We start from the raw sequence: 16,490 nt of genomic DNA, 5'->3' as shown, positions 1-16,490 counted from the left end.
TCGACAAGCCAGAACCTAGGCAGGACAACGGCGTGCGCCATAAACGACGCGCCCAACCACCCACAGACACGTCACAAGACCCATATTTATGCCTCAGAGTCATAACCGTCGAAAGCAATACCGTCTTCACGCGCGCAAGGTGGCGGGCGACGGACCGCGACGCCAGCGGCATGCAGCACGCACACGGCGCACCGCCCAGCACGCACGGCGCACGGCACACGCGCAGACGGCGTTCCGCCCACTCAGCTGTTCGGGAGGGTCCAGCCGCCGGGCGGGCGGGGGGACAGCTCCCGCCAGGTGTCCGGGCCGTCGAGCAGCGCCCGGACGGTCTCCTCGGCCTCGTCCGCACTGCCGTACTCGTAGAAACGGGAAATGCCCTCGGCGCCGCCGGCCCGCTGCTCGACGTGCCACCGGTCGGCGTCCACCCGCAGGAAGACGTCCCGCCGGGCCAGCCGCCCCCACTTCCCGTTCCACCAGTGCTTTCGCTGCTCCATGGCGGGACTCTATCGAACACACGTACGAGAAGGTGCGGCCCCTGCGGGAATCCCACAGGGGCCGATGTGCATCCGTTCGGGTCAGCGCTGCGTCGGCGGCTCCGGGCGGCGGCCCAGCACGTCGTCGAGCGCCCCACGCTGCTGGCCGGGGGTGGTGTGGCCGGCGGAGACCAGGGCGTCCCGGATCTCGGTGAGCAGCTTGACCTCCTCGCTCGGCGCCGAGGGCGGCGGCTCCTCGCCCCGCTGCCGCCGCTCGGCCAGCTTGTTCATCGGGAACACCACGAAGAAGTAGAGCACCGCTGCGGTGAGCAGGAACGTGATCAGGGCGTTGAGGAACCCCGCCCAGTCCATGTAGTTGCCCTCGCTGATCTTCCACTGGCCGGCGAACTGGTCCTCTCCGCCGCCGACCAGCTTGATGATCGGCTTGAGGAACGAGGTCGTGAGGGCGGTGACCACGCCCGTGAACGCGGCGCCGATGACGACACCGACCGCCAGGTCGACGACGTTGCCGCGCATGATGAAGTCTTTGAAGCCCTTGAGCATTCGTACTCCCGAGGTGTCCGCTTTTCTGTCGGGCACAACCTATGCCCGTTCGGCGGGTTCCAGAAAAGCGCCGGCTTCGAGCGCCGCCCGGCCGGGATCGCCGGCCCGGATCGCCTCGACCAGCCGGTTGTGGTCGACGTAGCGCTCGGGGGTGAGCGCCCCACCCATGGCCTGGGCGACAGTGCTGCGCAGGGCGGTGCCCACCGAGGCGTACAGCTCGGCGAGCATGGCGTTGTGCGCGGCGGCGACCACCGCCGTGTGCAGTGCCGCGTCGGCCTCGACGAACGCGTCGACCCGGCCGCCGTGCCAGGCGGCCTCGCGCTGGGCGAGCGCGTCGTCGAGCGCCGCCAGGTCCTCCGGGGTACGCCTCAACGCGGCGAGCCGGGCGGCCTCCACCTCGAAGGCGCGGCGTACCTCGATGACCTCGGTCATCCGGTCGTCGCCGAGTCGGCGGGCGACCACCGGTGCCAGTTCGTCGGTGGACACCACGTAGGTGCCAGAGCCCTGCCTGCACTCCAGCACCCCGGCGTGCACCAGGGCGCGGACCGCCTCGCGGACCGTGTTGCGCCCGACGCCCAGCGCGGCGACCAGTTGTGGCTCGGTGGGGATGCGCCCGCCGACGGGCCATTCGCCGCCGAGGATCCGGGCGCGGAGTTGCTCGGTGGTCTGCCGGACGCGGTGGCCGCGGGGCGGCACGGCGGGCTGGCCGCGGGGCGGCACGGGCGGCGCGGAGGGGAATTCAACCGACGGTGGCACTGGTTACATCACCGGTCCCAAATTCATCCCATGATTGTAGGTTAAGGGTCATGACCCCGCCACCAACCGCCGCTCCGGCGTTGCCCGCCCCCGCCGTCGACCCTCGCCCGACGCGGGACCCCGGCACCGGCCGGCGGACGCACCCGGCGACCGGTGGCGCGCTGGTGCTGGTCGGGATGCTGTTGGTCGCGCTCAACCTGCGCGCCGTGGTGACGAGCCTCGGCGCACTGCTCGACGAGGTCCGCGACGGGCTGGGCCTCTCCGGTGTCACCGCCGGTCTGGTCACCACCCTGCCGACCATCGCGTTCGCCGGCCTCGGCGCGCTCACCCCGTGGCTGGTCCGCCGGGTGGCGCCGGCCCGGGTGCTGGTGGTCGCCATGTTCGCCCTCGCCGTTGGCCAGGTGCTCCGGGTCGTCACCGACTCGGCCTTGATCTTCGTGCTCACCAGCGCGCTGGCGCTGTCCGGCATCGCGGTCGCCAACATCCTGCTGCCGATGCTCGTCAAGCAGCACTTCCCGCACCGCACCGGCCTGGTCACCGGGGCGTACACGATGGCGTTGACAGTGGGCACGACGGTGGCCGCCGCCTCCGCGGTGCCGATCGCGCACGCCTTCGGGTCGTGGCGGGCCGGGCTCGGCGTCTGGGCCGCGATGGCCGCGGTGGCCGTACTCCCGTGGGTGCCGCTGGCGCTGCGGACCCGCGCCGCGGCGCGGCGGGCGACCCCGACAGCGGTCGTCGCCACGCCGATGCGGGTCCGGCCGGCGCGGACCCGGCTCGGCTGGGCGATGGCCGTCTACTTCGGGGCGCAGTCGCTCAGCGGGTACGCGATCATGGGCTGGCTGGCCCAACTGTTCCGCGACGCCGGCTTCCAGCCGGAGTCGGCCGGGCTGCTGCTCGCCGGGGTGACCGCGCTCGGCGTGCCGATCGCGCTGCTGATGCCCACCCTGGCCGGTCGGCTCGGCAGCCTGCGGCCGCTGGTGCTCGGGCTGACCACCGCGTCGGCGCTGGCCTACCTGGGGTTGGCGCTCGCACCGCACGGTGCCGCGCTGCTCTGGGTCGCCCTGCTGGCGATCGGTCAGGGCGCGTTCCCGATGATCCTGACCGCCATCGGCCTACGCGCCCGCACCGCCGAGGGCACTGTCGCGCTCTCCGCATTCGCGCAGAGCACCGGGTACGTGATCGCCGCCCTCGGTCCGCTGATGGTCGGCATCCTCTACGAGGCCACCGGCGGCTGGACCGCGCCGATCGGGTTCCTGCTGGGTGCCCTTGCCGTGCAGACGACGGCGGGCATGGCGATCGCTCGTCCCCGTTACGTCGAGGACGAGTGAAGCACGCTGACGGTCAGGAGGAAGCCGGCGCCGATTCGCCGGCGACTGCCTCATCCACCGTCGGGTAGGTGTGCAGCACCTCGACCAGCCCGCTCACCTCAAGGATGCGCAGCACGCCGCGCTGCGGGGCGGCCAGCCGGACCACGCCGCCAGCCTCGTCGCAGCTGTTCTTGGCGCGGACGAAGACCGACAGGCCGGTCGAGTCGCAGAACGAGACGTCCGCCAGGTCGAACACCAGCCGGTTGCGGCCCTTGTCGAGCAGGTCGGTGATCTGGTCCTGCAGCTGCGGTGCGGTGGCCATGTCAAGCTCGCCCGCGACCGCCACGACGACCACGTCGCCGCGTTGTTCCGTGTGCACCGTCAACGACATTCGCCAGACCTCCTGTTATCGGGGGAACGGTATCCCACGACCACGGTCGGAGGTAGAACGGGAGCCGTGATCCGGTGGCCATCGTCATTCCGTTGCCACGGGGCAAGTAGTTGATCGGACCCCGGTGATAGAGTCCGCCCGGTCCAGGTCAAGGGGGTTCGAAATGGCGTTGAGCATCGAAGAAAGTCGTCGGCTCGTCGCGCTGCTCGGCAGGCAGGACGAACGGGTCACGACTCGGTGGACCGAGATCGTCACCAGTTCGTTGCGAGGCCGGCTGAGCCAGGCCGAGCTGCGCCGACAGGTCCAGGACCTGCACCGCGCCATCGTCTCCACCGGCGAGCAGGGCATCATCGACCTGTCCGCCGACAGCGCCGCCGAACTGCGCGCCGCGCTCTCCGAGCTGTCCCGTGGCCGGGCCCGGCAGGGCTTCTCCGCCACCGAGACCACTGTCAGCATCTTCGCGCTCAAGGACGTGCTGGCCGAGCTGGTGCAGGAGACCGGCGGCCCGAACGCGCTACCGGACTACGTCGCCTTCTCGAAGCTGGTCGACGAGATGGGCCTGTTCACCTTCGAGAGCTTCGTCCGCACCCGGGAGAGCCTGATCGCCGACCAGGCCGAGCAACTGCTCGAGCTCTCCACGCCGGTGGTCAAGCTCTGGGAGGGCGTCGTCGCCGTGCCGCTGGTCGGCACCCTCGACTCGGCCCGGGCCCAGGTCGTCATGGAGCGGCTGCTGCAGACCCTTGTCGACACCAGCTCGCCGTACGCGATCATCGACATCACCGGCGTACCGGCGGTGGACACCCAGGTCGCCCAGCACATCCTGAAGACCGTGGTGGCAGCCCGGCTGATGGGCGCCGACTGCATCATCTCCGGCATCCGTCCGCAGATCGCGCAGACCATCGTGGCGCTCGGCATCGAGTTCGGCGACATCGCCACCAAGGCGAGCCTCGCCGACGCGCTGCGCCACGTGCTGCGACTCACCGGGGTGGAGACCGCCCGCCGCCAACCGCGACGGGCTGTCTGATGGAACGCGTACCGATCCTCAAGATCGGCGACATCCTGCTCGTCTCCATCCTGCTCGACATGTCCGACCAGACGGCGGTCCAGCTCCAGGAGGACCTGGCCGAGCGGATCGTGGACACCGGCTGCCACGGCGTCATCATCGACATCACGGCACTGGACATCGTCGACTCCTTCGTCGGGAGGATGCTCTCCACCATTGCGTCGATCTCCAAGGTGCTGGACGCGGAGACGGTGGTGGTCGGGATGCGTCCGGCCGTGGCCATCACCCTTGTCGAACTCGGGCTGTCGCTGAACGGCATCCGTACCGCGCTGAACGTGGAGCGTGGCATGGAACTGATCGCGGCGGCCCACGCCGACGAGCTCGACTACCAGCACGACGACGATCCGGACGCCGAGACGGCCACGCCGTGACCGCGGGCATCGACCTGGGCCAGCCACAGGCGCAGTCGGTCCGCAGCGACGAGGACGTGGTGCGCGTCCGGCAGCTGGTCCGCGCCGTGGCGGTGGCCGTCAAGCTGTCCCTCGTCGACCAGACCAAGGTGGTCACCGCGGCCAGCGAGTTGGCCCGCAACACCCTGGTGTACGGCGGCGGCGGTTCGGTCGAGGTGACGGTCGTGGACAACGGCCGACGCAAGGGCGTGCAGATCGTGTTCGCCGACTCCGGGCCGGGCATCGCCGACCTCGACCTGGCCATGACCGACGGCTACACCAGCGGCGGTGGCCTCGGCCTCGGGCTCAGTGGGTCCCGCCGCCTGGTCGACGAGTTCCAGATCGAGACGTCAACGGAAACCGGCACGCGAATCACGGTCACCAAGTGGTCCCGGTGAACGGTGACGCGGTCACCGACAGTGGCATCTGGTTCCGGGTGGAGGCCAGCAGCGCCGCGAGTGCCGTCCGGCGTGCCGCCGAACGCCTCGGCGCGCAGGTGCAGATGGGTGAGGCGCGCATCGCCGACCTGGCCATCGTCGCCGCCGAGCTGACCAGCAACCTGGTCAAGCACGCCGACGACGGTGTCCTGCTGCTCCGGCCGGTACGCCGCGCCGGGCAGGCCGGGGTGGAGTTGGTGGCCATCGACTCCGGGCCCGGCATGGCCGACCTGACCGTCTCGTCCCAGGACGGGCACTCCACCACCGGCACACTCGGCATCGGTCTGGGTGCCATCGTCCGGCAGGCCAGCTGGTTCGACGGATACTCGCTGCCCGGCCGGGGCACGGTCCTCGCCGTGCAGGTCTGGCCGGCCGAGGCGGCACGGCCGTCCTGGGCCGGCGCCCTCACCCGTCCGCTGACCGGCGAGACGATCAGCGGCGACGGCTACGCCGTGCGGGTCGTCGACGGGCGGCACCAGGTGCTGGTCAGTGACGGGTTGGGGCACGGCCCGTTGGCCGGGGCCGCCACCGACGCCGCGCTGGCCGCGTTCCGCGACGCCCCGGCCGGCCCACCGGCGATGGTGGTCGGTCACCTGCACCGGAGCATGTCGCACACCCGGGGCGCCGCGCTCGCCGTCGGCGAGCTGCTGCCGGAGGCCGGGGTGCTGCACTATGCCGGCCTGGGCAACATCGCCGGGGTGGTCGTCGAGGGTGACGGCCGCCGTCGGGGGCTGGTGTCGCTGCCCGGCATCGCCGGCCACCAACGGCCGACGATCCGGGAGTACGACTACCCGTTCGGTCCCGGTGCCCGGCTGGTGATGCACAGCGACGGGGTGGTCGACCGGTGGCGGATGACCGACTACCCGGGCCTGGCGGAGCGATCTCCGCTGGTCATGGCGGCGACCCTGCTCCGTGACGCGGGTGTGCGACGTGACGACGCCTGCGTACTGGTCGCGAGGTCGTGGGCATGATCGGGGAGCCGGCCGCGCTGCCGCTGCTCCAGATGGCACTGCGGGTCGAGCAGGACATCTTCGTGATCCGTCAGCGGGGGCGCGAGGTGGCCGCTGTGATCGGCCTCGAACACCAGGACCAGGTGCGGATCGCCACCGCGCTCAGCGAGGTCGCCCGGGACCTGCTGCGGACGACCGGGGGAGCGGACGTCTCCTTCCACGTCGACGCGGGTGCCGACGGCCGGTTCCACCTGCGCGCCGACCTGGCCCCGGTGTCCCCTCTGCCCGACGATCGCTACCAACCGCAGTCCGGCGCGGTGTCCCGACTGGTCGACACACTGAGCGTGTCGACCGTCGACGGGGTTACGGTCGTACGGATGTCCCGACGAGTCCCGGCCAACGCGCCGACGCCGACCCCGGAGCGGCTCGCCGAGTTCCGTACCGAACTCGGCCGCACCGCGCCGGGCAGTGCGCTGGACGAGTTGACAGTGCAGAACGGGCAGCTCATCTCCGCACTCGACGAGGTGCGCAGTCAGCGCGACGAGCTGGCCGTGCTGAACGAGGAACTGGCCGAGACCAACCGCGGCGTGCTGGCGCTCTACAACCAGCTCACCGAGGAGTTGGAGGAGACCAACCGGGGTGTCGTCGCCCTCTACGCCGAGCTGGACGAGAAGTCGGCCCAGCTTCGCGCGGCGAGTGAGTCGAAGAGCCGGTTCCTGGCCAACGTGAGCCACGAGCTGCGCGCCCCGGTCACCGCGATCATCGGTCTGGGGCGGCTGCTCACCGACTCCGCCTCCGACCCGCTCACCGACGAGCAGGGCCGCCAGGTCGATCTGATTCGCTCCTCGGCGGCGGACCTGCTCAACCTGGTCAACGAACTCCTCGACCTGGCCAAGGCGGAGTCCGGGCGGATCGAGCCGGAGCTGGCCGAGGTCGACCTGCGGCCGGTCTTCGGTCAACTGCGCGGCACCCTGCGCGCGCTGGCCACCCGCCCGGGGGTGGAGCTGGTCGTGGAGGAGCCCAGCGGGCCGGCCCTGCTGTGCACCGACGAGGTGCTGCTCGGCCAGGTGCTGCGCAACCTGCTGCACAACGGGTTGAAGTTCACCGTGCGCGGCGAGGTGCGGCTGCGGGCCAGCCAGAACGGCGACCGTTGGCAGTTCGAGGTCAGCGACACCGGGCCGGGCATCGCCCCCGAGCTGCACGACCGGATCTTCGAGGAGTTCTACCAGATCCCCGGAGCCACCCGGGTCGGCGGCACCGGCCTCGGTCTGCCGTACGCCCGGCGGTTGGTGACGCTGCTCGGCGGGACACTGGAGCTGACCAGCGCGCCGGGCGAAGGCAGCACATTCACCGTCTCCCTTCCCACCGGCGGGGCGTGACGGCGTGGACGCCATGCCGACAACCATCCTGGTGGTCGACGACAGTCGTACCAAGCGTTACCTGCTGGTCAGCTGGCTGACCCGGGCCGGGTTCACAGTGCTGGAGGCCGAGAACGGCGCCGATGCGTTGGCCCGGGTCGAGGTGGACCGGATCGATCTGGTGGTCCTCGACGTCCGGCTGCCCGACCTGAGCGGCTACGAGGTCTGCGAACAGATCAAGGCGCGGCACCCGGCGATGCCGGTGATCCACGTGTCGGCGCACGCAGTGGACGTGGCCGACCGCGCCCAGGGGCTGACCCGGGGCGCTGACGCCTACCTGACCGAGCCGATCGAGCCCGAGGAGCTGATCGCCACCACCCGGGCGGTGCTGCGCTACTACCAGGCCCGCCAGCGCGCCGAACTGCTCGCCGAGCGGCTGCTCGGGTTGGCCGACACGACCGTCGCGGTGCATGCGGCGCCGACCTTCGCGCGCCTGCTGGAGGCCGCTGCCGAAGGCGCTGCCCAGATCTTCAAGAGCCCGGCGGCGGTGATCGCCGAAACCTTCGACGGTGACTGCCTCGCGGGTGTCTGCGCCGGGCCCGGCGCGGTGGCCGCCGTGGTGCCCTGGGTCGTCGACGACACCGGGGTGCCCACCGGTGCCACAGTCCGGGTGGAGATCCCAGCGAACTGGGCGCTCGTCGACTGGCCGGCGGACGACACTGTGACAGTCGCCGCCGCCCGACTGCGCGAGGACCGGGCCCCGCTGTACGTGGTGGTCCCGACCGCCACCCAGACCGCGCGGACCCCGGTGCTCAAGCAGCTGGCTCAGGCGGTGGCGGCGGCCGTGGAGGGGCAGCGCTCCTTCGACGAGGAGCACCGGATCGCTGTCACCCTCCAACGCAGCCTGCTTCCGCGTGGGCTGCCCACCGTGGCCGGCCTGGACCTCGCGGTGCGCTACGAGCCGGCCAGCGCCCAGACCGAGGTGGGCGGCGACTTCTACGAGCTGGTGATGCTCGACGGGCACCTGCTGCTCGCGATCGGGGACGTCGCCGGCCACTCCCTGCACGCGGCGACTGTGATGGCCGAGCTGCGGCACGCGGTGCGGGCGTACGCGGTCGAGGGCCACCAGCCCGGCGAGATCCTGCACCGGGTCAACGAGCTGATGCGGACGCTGCTGCCGAACGAGGTGGCGACGCTCTGCGTACTGCTGATGCACCCGCCGACCGGACACGTCCGGTTGGCCAGTGCCGGGCACCTTCCGCCGCTGATGATCATGGATGGCAAGGTCGAGTTCGTGCAGCACTCCGCGCCGCTGCTCGGCATCCGCGCCCCGCGCCCGGCCGATCTGGAGTTCGTGGTCCCGGCCGGGGCCACGCTGGTCTTCTACACCGACGGGCTGATCGAGCGACGGGACGCCTCCATCGACGAGGGGCTGGCCGCGCTGGCCGGGGTCGCCGCGGCTGTCGACGGTGACCTGGACCAGTTCTGCGCCCGACTGCTGGTGGAACTGGCTCCACCGGAGATCCAGGACGACGTCGCCGTGGTCGTCCTGCGGCGTCGCTGATCTGTCAGCTCTCCTCAGCTCACTGAGCGGGCGTACGCGGCGGGGGACACCCCGGCCACGGCGGTGAAGTCACGGACCAGGTGGGCCTGGTCGCTGTAGCCGAGGTCGGCGGCGAGGTCAGCCCAGCTGAGCGGGCCACCGGCGGCCTGTTCGACCGCCTCCTGGAGCCGGTAGCGGCGGATCACCCACTTCGGCCCGACCCCCACGTACTCCAGGAAGAGCCGCTGCAACCGGCGGACCGGAACGTCGTGCCGCGCGGCGAAGTCGTCGACGCGCAGCACCGTCCGGTCGGTGCGGATCGCCTCGGCCAGTCGGACGGCCTCCTCGGCCGTCGGGTCCGGCTCCGGCTGCCAGGAGGTGAGGAGAGTGTCCAGCGCCCGGCAGCGCTCGTCGTCGCTGGTCGCCGAGGTGGGTGCTCCCGGGAACGTGCCCGCGCCCACCGGGGCGTCCGGGTGGGTCAGCCGGCCGGCGGGCAACGGCACCCTGCGGCCGGTCAGCTCACTGACCGCACGCCGCCAGAACGGGTGGAAGCCGCCGGGGCGGAACTGCACCCCGGACACCCGGCCGGTGCCGCTGAGCGTGATCCGGAACAGGTCGCGGCCCACCCCGGCCACCTCGCCGGACTCGGGCCCGTCGTCGTCCCGCCGGAACACCACGTTGACCGCCGGGTGCGGCACGACCCGTTGCTCGAACGGCGCGCTCAACACCCAGTCGATTAACCAGTAGTGCTCGACCCACTGGCGCAGCGATTCCGCCGGCAGGTGTCGACGGAAGCGCACCTCGCGCAGCAGACGCCCGGGGTCGAGAATTCCCCGGCTGTCGCCACGCGGTCGCTGTCGCATTTGTTCAAGACCACCCTCATACGCTGGCCCTATGTCCACTCAGACTAGCGAGCTGCTGGCGGCCGCCGCGCCGCGAACCGTCGATGTCGTACGGGGTATCTCCGACGACCAACTGGACCTGCCCACGCCGTGCCAGGACTACCTGGTCCGTGATCTGCTCAACCACCTCTTCCAGGTGGTGGTCAACTTTCAGGACCTGGCCGAGAAACGACAGGTGGAGTGGGCCGAGAAGCCCGACCACCTGGGCGACGGCTGGCGGGACCGCTTCGAGGTGGAGACCGGTCGGTTGATCGCCGCCTGGTCGGACCCGTCCAGCGTGGAGGGCATGTCACCGCGTATGCCCATGCCGCAGTCCGCCATTGGCGGTATGGCCCTGCTGGACCTGACAGTGCACGGCTGGGATCTCGCGGTCGCCACCGGCCAGCCGTACCACCCGGCCCCGGAGGCGGTGGCCGAACTGCACACACTGGTGGAGCAGTTGGGCCCCACCGCCCGCAAGATGGGCGTCTTCGCCGACCCACTGCCCGCCCCCACTCCAACCCCCGACCTGGCCCCCGACCTGGCCCACCTGCTGACCCAGACCGGCCGCACCCCCACCTGGCCCCAAACCCCCTAACCCCACCCCCTCCCACCCCCTGCCCCGCCCTCGGTGATCAAGAAGTTTGCGTCAAGTCCTGGCGCACTGGCGACGCAAACTTCTTGATCAACCGCACGGGGGTGGGGTGGGTTGTTGACTTGGGTATTCGCTGGGTGAATAGTGGGCGGGGTGTCCACGCCGCATGTTCTGCTCGGGTTGCTCGCTGGGGGCAGCCGGCACGGGTATGAGCTGAAGCGTGCGCACGACGAGCGGCTGCCGCGGGCTCGGCCGCTGGCCTTCGGGCAGGTCTACGCCACTCTCGGCCGCCTCGAACGTGACGGGCTGGTGGCCGCCGCCGGGCAGGACCGGGTGGGCGGGCCGGATCGCACCGCGTACGCGCTGACCGACCAGGGGCGGGTAACGCTGGACCAGTGGTTGTCCACAGTGGAAGCACCCATGCCGTACGTGGCCAGCACGCTCTTCACCAAGGTCGTGGTGGCGCTGCTGGTCGCCGATGTCGATCGGGCCCGGTCGTACCTGATCGCCCAGCGGGCCGCGCACACCGCACGGCTGCGTGAGCTGACCACGGTCAAGGGCGACCCGGCCGCCACCCTGAGCGACGTGGTCGCTGCCGATTTCGCGATCGCCCACCTCGACGCGGATCTGCGGTGGCTGCACGCCACCCTGGGCCGGGTCGCCGACTGGCACCGGGAGGTGCATCCGTGACGCAACTCCAGGCTCGCGGCGTGGTTCGGGCGTACGGCCCGACACCCGCGCTGCGCGGCGTGACGCTCGAGGCGGCCGAGGGCGAGATCGTCGCCGTCACCGGGCCGAGTGGCTGCGGCAAGTCGACCCTGCTGCACTGCCTGGCCGGGATCCTCCGGCCGGACGCCGGCGAGGTCACCTGGCGCGGGCACCGCATCGACACCTGGTCGGAGGCGGCCCGGTCCCGGCTGCGGCGTACCGAGTTCGGGGTGCTGTTCCAGTTCGGTCAGCTGGTGGCCGAGTTGACCGCCGCCGAGAACGTCGCCCTGCCCCTGCTCCTCGCCGGCACGGGGCGGCGAGAGGCACGGACGGCAGCGCTCACCTGGCTGGAACGGTTCGGGGTGGCCGAGGTGGCCGACGTCCGGCCGGGTGAGATGTCCGGGGGTCAGCAGCAGCGCTGCGCCACGGCGCGGGCGCTGGTGACCGAGCCTCGGGTGCTCTTCGCCGACGAGCCGACCGGCGCACTGGACACGCTCACCGGAGAGCAGGTCCTCACCCAGTTGGTCCGGCTCGCCCGCGAGCAGCAAACCGCCGTCGTGCTGGTCACTCACGAGCCGCGGATCGCCGCGTACGCGGATCGGGAGATCGTGCTGCGTGACGGCCTGGTGGACCACACCGGCCTGGGGCTCGACGCGCCGCTGGCCGGCGGCGCCCGGTGAGACCGACGACGCTGCTCCGACTCGCGCTCGCCGGCACCCGCACCGACACCGCCCGGGTGGTGCTCACCGCGCTCAGCGCCCTGCTGGCGACCCTGGCCGGGCTCGCGGCGCTCACCGTGTTGGCCATCCCCACCCCCGCGGCGACGGATGAGAACCCGAACAGGTGGTCGGAGCAGTACCACAACGCACTGTTGGCGCAGCCGGGGTTGCGCGGCGGCACGGCGTTCGCGCTGCTGATGCTGATGGTCCCGGTGCTGGCGCTGGCCGGTCAGTGCGCCCGGCTCGGCGCGCCGGCGCGGGACCGTCGGTTGGCCGCGCTCCGGCTGGCCGGCGCCACGCCCGGGCAGGTCACCCGGCTGGTGGTGCTGGAGACCGGCGTGGCCGCTCTGCTCGGCACGCTCGTCGGGCTGGGTGTCCATCTGATCGGCCGCAATCTGCTGCACCGACCGGACGCGCAAGGTCAACTGGCCCTGCCCACCGACGTGCTGCCGTCGACCGGCGCGCTGGCCGGCATGGTGCTCGGTCTGCCGGTCGTGGCGGCGCTGGCCACCGCCCTGATGCTGCGTACGGTCACCACCAGCCCGCTCGGGGGGAGCCGCAAGGCCGCCCGCGAGCGTGGCCCGGGTCCGTGGGCGGGGCTCCTGATCGGGTTCGGCGTGGCCTCGTTCGCGGTGATCCGCCCGGTGGTCTACCGGTTCGCCGACGACGACGAGTTGATGGCCTGGCTGGTGCCGATGTTGTTCGCGGTGGGCGCGCTCGCGGCGATGATAGGGGTGGTGATCGGCACCGGCTGGCTGTCGTACCACTGCGGGCGGTTGTTGCGTCGGCACGCCCGCGGTCCGGCTGCCCTGCTCGCGGCGGGCCGGCTGATGGCCGACCCGTGGGCGGGCAGCCGCACCTTCGCGGCGCTGCTCGCCGCCCTGATCTTCGGCGGGGGCGCGGCTGCCCAGCGGGCCTACTTCGGGACCAAGGACCAGCTTGAGCGGGAGCAGAGCCGGTTCGCCGGGCTGGATGGTGGCACCAACCCGTTCTATCTGTCCACGATGGATTACGTCGATGGCGCGATCGCCGTGGCCATCCTGATCGCGACGGGCGGGCTGATCGTCGCGCTGGTCGAGGGGATCGTCGCCCGTCGACGCGCCTACGCCGCGTTGGTCGCCACCGGGGTGCCCCGCGCCACGCTGAGCCGTTCGGTGGCCTGGCAGGCGTTGGCGCCGGCCGTACCGGCGATCGTGCTCGCGCTCACCGTGGGCACGCTGCTCGGCCGAGGGCTTGCCGAGGAGAAGGTGTCGGCGGGCGGCGGGTCGACGATGATCTGCGAGGCCACGGCAGCGCTCTGTGAGGACCCTGCCACCAGCGCACAGTACAACCGGATCGTGCACATTCCCGAGGTGCAGCGAGCCGTTCCCGTACCTCTGGAGCACCTCGCGTGGCTCGGCGCCGGCGCCCTGGCCGCGGTGCTGGTGACGATCGGTGTCGGCCTGCTCTTCCTGCGCGTCAGCACCGCCCTGGACGAGTTGCGCGCGACCTGAGTCGATGTAACGCCGCTGGTGGCGGTGCCGCTGTGTGCAACGGAGACCCGGCCCATCGGGTCTCCGACGCCGGTTGTCGGCGTGGTGACGGTGGGAGTTTGCCAGATGCACAGTCAACCGGGCTCTGTCCCGCCGGTGTTCGTCGACGGCACCGGGCGTCGCCGCCGGCTGACCGTCATCGCGGGCACCGCCATGGGCCTCGGCCTGCTCACCAGCCTCGTCCTGATCGCCGCGGGGCTCTTCCTGGACACGTCGGTGCCGCTGCCCGGCTGGTCGGAGGACTCCAGGGGGACGCGCCCGGTGGAGGCCGGCGTGGACGGGGTCAAGCCGCCCCGGGTGGCCGAGTCGCCGTCGCCGTCGCCGGCGGCCCGTACGTCAGCGCCGCTGCCGCGCGCCACCCCGACCAGCGACCGATCCCCGACCACGGCCGCCACGGCCACCGGGACGCCATCCGCCACCGACCAACCGGGCCGTGGCGACGAGCACCGCAAGACCGCCAAGCCGAGCAGGTCGCCCGGTAAGCCGCAGTGACGATGGCGAGACACGTGGCCCGGCGAGACCCTCGGGCGCACTGGCTGCTGCTCCTGCTCGGGCTGCTCCTGCTGCTCTCGGCGCTCACCGTCAACGGCCTGCTGAGCGGTCTCGCGGGCGGCTCGGGAAACGCCACGGCACAGCCCGCGTCGGACGTGCCGGCCGCCGTCAGCTCGGGTGGCCCGGTGCTACGGCTGGATCGTGCCGAACCGGTCAGCCGGGCGTTGCCGGACCGCACCATCGCGCTGACCTTCGACGACGGGCCGGACCCGCGCTGGACGCCACAGGTCCTCGACGTGCTACGTCGGCACGGCGCGCACGCCACCTTCTTCGTGGTGGGCGCCCGGGTCAACGAGCACCCCGAACTGGTCCGGCGGATCCTCGCCGAGGGGCACGAGATCGGGTCGCACACGTTCACCCACGCCGACCTCGCCGAGGTGTCGCCCTGGCGGCGTGACCTCGAACTGTCGCTGACCCGCAAGGCGGTCGCGTCGGCCACCGGCCGGGAAGTGACCCTGCTCCGGCCGCCGTTCTCCTCGGTGCCGACGGCGCTGACCGGGTCCGAGTACGCCGCGTTGCGCGCCGCCGCCGGTGCCGGGCACGTCGCGGTGCTCACCGACCTGGACACCAAGGACTGGCAGCGCCCCGGCACCGACCAGATCGTGCGGGCTGCCACCCCGAAGCGGGGACAGGGAGCGGTGGTGTTGATGCACGACGGCGGCGGTGACCGGGCGCAGACCCTCGCCGCGCTGGACCGCCTGCTGCCCGCGCTCGGCGATCAGGGCTACCGGTTCACCACCGTCTCCGCCGGCATCGACGCCTCACCGTCGATGGTCCCGGCGGGCACTGGTACCCGGCTGAGCGGCACCGCACTGCGCTGGACCCAGACTGGTGCCCGCTGGTCCGCCGAGGTGATGAACTTCCTCCTCGCCACCGCACTCGTGCTCGGGGTGGCGCGTCTGGCCGTGCAGGTGATCTGCGCCCAGCGGCACGTGCGCCGCGTCCGCCGGCCCCGCCGGGACCGTCCCGAGGTGCGGGTACCGGTGTCGGTGATCGTGCCCGCGTACAACGAGGCGGCGAACATCGCCGCCACGGTTCGTTCCCTGCTGGCCAGCGCGTACCCGGCGTTGGAGGTGATCGTGGTGGACGACGGGTCGGACGACGGCACCGCCGACATCGTCGAGCGGATGCGACTGCGCGGGGTACGCGTGATCCGGCAGGCCAACGCCGGCAAGCCAGCGGCGCTGAACACGGGCATCAGGGCGGCCCGGGCGAACCTTCTGGTGCTGGTCGACGGCGACACCGTCTTCCAGCCGGACACCGTGCACCGCCTGGTGCAGGGCTTCGCCGACCCGTCGGTGGGCGCGATCAGCGGCAACACCAAGGTCGCCAACCGGCGTCGGCTGCTCGGTCGGTGGCAGCACCTGGAGTACGTGATCGGCTTCAACCTCGACCGACGGATGTACGACGTGCTGGAGTGCATGCCGACCATCCCCGGCGCGATCGGCGCGTTCCGCCGCGAGGTGCTGCTGCGGGTGGGAGGGGTGCCGTCGGACACGCTGGCCGAGGACACGGACCTCACCATGAAGGTGCTCCGGGCCGGCTGGCGGGTCGTCTACGAGGAGTCGGCCATCGCCTGGACCGAGGCCCCGTCGTCGTTGCGCCAGCTCTGGCGGCAGCGCTACCGCTGGTGCTACGGCACCATGCAGGCGATGTGGAAGCACCGGCACGCGCTGCGCGAGTCGGGTGCCGGAGGCAAACTGGGCCGGCGCGGCCTGCCGTACCTCACGGTGTTCCAGATCGTGTTGCCACTCACCGCGCAGGCGGTCGACGTGTTCGCCGTGTACGGCCTGCTCTTCCTGCCCTGGTCGACCCTCGCCCTGGCCTGGGCGGGACTGCTGCTGCTCCAGGCGGCCACCGCCGCGTACGCGCTGCGACTGGACCGGGAGCGGTACGGCCCACTGTGGACACTGCCGTTCCAGCAGCTGGTCTACCGGCAGCTCATGTACCTGGTGGTGGTGCAGTCGGTGGTCACCGCGTTGATCGGCAACCGGCTGCGCTGGCAGCGGATGGTGCGGACCGGCGAGGCGGCAGTGTTGGTCGGGGCCGGCCGCGGCTGACGCCACCTCGATGCGGCGTCAGCCGTCCGCCGGTCAGGTCGGGGTGTGGAAGAGGCCGGCCGACCAGGAGATCAGCAGGCCGACGGCGGCCGAGCAGCAGCAGACGAGCAGGGCGGCGGCCACGATCGCGAGGATCATCCAGGCGGACGCGCGCCGGGCCGCACCCGGCGGCGCGCCGGCCTCCGCCCCGTCCTCGTCCTCGTCGGTCATGA

At 71.9% G+C, this 16,490-nt stretch carries 19 protein-coding genes; 13 read left to right on the top strand and 6 right to left on the bottom strand.

Annotation, left to right across the window (positions count from 1 at the left end):
• Positions 1-242 precede the first annotated feature (242 nt).
• The 3 genes from FB453_RS32730 to FB453_RS32720 form a co-directional block, all read right to left on the bottom strand.
• Positions 243-494, bottom strand: coding sequence for a hypothetical protein (locus FB453_RS32730; protein ID WP_089018164.1), 252 nt, complete (start codon positions 492-494; stop codon positions 243-245).
• A gap of 81 nt (positions 495-575) precedes the next feature.
• The gene (gene mscL, locus FB453_RS32725) at positions 576-1,037 is read right to left on the bottom strand and encodes a large conductance mechanosensitive channel protein MscL (RefSeq protein ID WP_145796455.1); all 462 of its coding nucleotides are present in this window, start codon (positions 1,035-1,037) and stop codon (positions 576-578) included.
• A gap of 39 nt (positions 1,038-1,076) precedes the next feature.
• Entirely contained in the window at positions 1,077-1,757 is a 681-nt protein-coding gene (locus FB453_RS32720; RefSeq protein WP_145796472.1) for an FCD domain-containing protein, read from the bottom strand.
• A 212-nt stretch (positions 1,758-1,969) separates the two neighbouring features.
• Here FB453_RS32720 and FB453_RS32715 point away from each other — a divergent pair, with 212 nt between their 5' ends.
• A complete protein-coding gene (locus FB453_RS32715) occupies positions 1,970-3,121 on the top strand; it encodes an MFS transporter (protein WP_486480572.1) in 1,152 nt (383 codons plus the stop codon).
• Positions 3,122-3,134: 13 nt separating this feature from the next.
• On the opposite strand, the gene FB453_RS32710 is transcribed toward FB453_RS32715, so the two are convergent.
• A complete protein-coding gene (locus tag FB453_RS32710) occupies positions 3,135-3,491 on the bottom strand; it encodes an STAS domain-containing protein (RefSeq protein ID WP_145796451.1) in 357 nt (118 codons plus the stop codon).
• A 163-nt stretch (positions 3,492-3,654) separates the two neighbouring features.
• Here FB453_RS32710 and FB453_RS32705 point away from each other — a divergent pair, with 163 nt between their 5' ends.
• The 6 genes from FB453_RS32705 to FB453_RS32680 are packed head-to-tail and all read left to right on the top strand — an operon-like array spanning position 3,655 to position 9,252.
• On the top strand, positions 3,655-4,515 hold the full coding sequence (locus FB453_RS32705) for an STAS domain-containing protein (protein ID WP_145796449.1): 861 nt from the start codon (positions 3,655-3,657) through the stop codon (positions 4,513-4,515).
• Complete coding sequence (locus FB453_RS32700; protein WP_145796446.1) at positions 4,515-4,925, top strand: STAS domain-containing protein; 411 nt, start codon at positions 4,515-4,517, stop codon at positions 4,923-4,925. The genes FB453_RS32705 and FB453_RS32700 overlap by 1 nt, the downstream gene beginning before the upstream one ends.
• Positions 4,922-5,341, top strand: a complete 420-nt coding sequence (locus FB453_RS32695) for an anti-sigma regulatory factor (RefSeq protein ID WP_145796443.1) — start codon at positions 4,922-4,924, stop codon at positions 5,339-5,341. The genes FB453_RS32700 and FB453_RS32695 overlap by 4 nt, the downstream gene beginning before the upstream one ends.
• Positions 5,338-6,351: a SpoIIE family protein phosphatase gene (locus FB453_RS32690; protein ID WP_145796470.1), complete on the top strand. Its 1,014-nt coding sequence runs from the start codon at positions 5,338-5,340 to the stop codon at positions 6,349-6,351. Before FB453_RS32695 ends, FB453_RS32690 begins: the two co-directional genes overlap by 4 nt.
• Positions 6,348-7,709 carry a sensor histidine kinase gene (locus FB453_RS32685; RefSeq protein WP_145796440.1) on the top strand — a complete coding sequence of 454 codons (1,362 nt, stop codon included), beginning with the start codon at positions 6,348-6,350 and terminating at the stop codon, positions 7,707-7,709. The genes FB453_RS32690 and FB453_RS32685 overlap by 4 nt, the downstream gene beginning before the upstream one ends.
• Positions 7,710-7,722: 13 nt before the next feature.
• On the top strand, positions 7,723-9,252 hold the full coding sequence (locus FB453_RS32680; RefSeq protein ID WP_186718697.1) for a SpoIIE family protein phosphatase: 1,530 nt from the start codon (positions 7,723-7,725) through the stop codon (positions 9,250-9,252).
• Positions 9,253-9,266: 14 nt separating this feature from the next.
• Here FB453_RS32680 and FB453_RS32675 read toward each other — a convergent pair whose 3' ends face one another.
• Positions 9,267-10,094: a helix-turn-helix domain-containing protein gene (locus FB453_RS32675; RefSeq protein WP_145796436.1), complete on the bottom strand. Its 828-nt coding sequence runs from the start codon at positions 10,092-10,094 to the stop codon at positions 9,267-9,269.
• A 31-nt stretch (positions 10,095-10,125) separates the two neighbouring features.
• Between FB453_RS32675 and FB453_RS32670 the strand changes: the two genes are divergently transcribed.
• From FB453_RS32670 to FB453_RS32645, 6 genes are all read left to right on the top strand, one after another.
• The gene (locus tag FB453_RS32670) at positions 10,126-10,710 is read left to right on the top strand and encodes a TIGR03086 family metal-binding protein (RefSeq protein ID WP_112698807.1); all 585 of its coding nucleotides are present in this window, start codon (positions 10,126-10,128) and stop codon (positions 10,708-10,710) included.
• A 150-nt stretch (positions 10,711-10,860) separates the two neighbouring features.
• Positions 10,861-11,397: a PadR family transcriptional regulator gene (locus tag FB453_RS32665; RefSeq protein WP_145796434.1), complete on the top strand. Its 537-nt coding sequence runs from the start codon at positions 10,861-10,863 to the stop codon at positions 11,395-11,397.
• Positions 11,394-12,095 carry an ABC transporter ATP-binding protein gene (locus tag FB453_RS32660; RefSeq protein ID WP_145796431.1) on the top strand — a complete coding sequence of 234 codons (702 nt, stop codon included), beginning with the start codon at positions 11,394-11,396 and terminating at the stop codon, positions 12,093-12,095. Before FB453_RS32665 ends, FB453_RS32660 begins: the two co-directional genes overlap by 4 nt.
• Entirely contained in the window at positions 12,092-13,627 is a 1,536-nt protein-coding gene (locus FB453_RS32655) for an FtsX-like permease family protein (RefSeq protein ID WP_145796429.1), read from the top strand. Before FB453_RS32660 ends, FB453_RS32655 begins: the two co-directional genes overlap by 4 nt.
• A gap of 105 nt (positions 13,628-13,732) precedes the next feature.
• Positions 13,733-14,158 (top strand): superantigen-like protein SSL4, encoded by a 426-nt coding sequence (locus FB453_RS32650; protein WP_145796426.1) that lies wholly within the window; start codon positions 13,733-13,735, stop codon positions 14,156-14,158.
• Between the two features lie 2 nt (positions 14,159-14,160).
• A complete protein-coding gene (locus tag FB453_RS32645; protein WP_145796424.1) occupies positions 14,161-16,278 on the top strand; it encodes a bifunctional polysaccharide deacetylase/glycosyltransferase family 2 protein in 2,118 nt (705 codons plus the stop codon).
• Positions 16,279-16,311: 33 nt separating this feature from the next.
• On the opposite strand, the gene FB453_RS34545 is transcribed toward FB453_RS32645, so the two are convergent.
• Positions 16,312-16,488, bottom strand: coding sequence for a hypothetical protein (locus FB453_RS34545; protein WP_157743131.1), 177 nt, complete (start codon positions 16,486-16,488; stop codon positions 16,312-16,314).
• Positions 16,489-16,490 lie beyond the last annotated feature (2 nt).

The organism is Micromonospora sp. CNZ322 (assembly GCF_007827755.1).
Note: the sequence above shows the minus strand (reverse complement) of the source record. Positions and strands in the feature narration are given on the sequence as shown.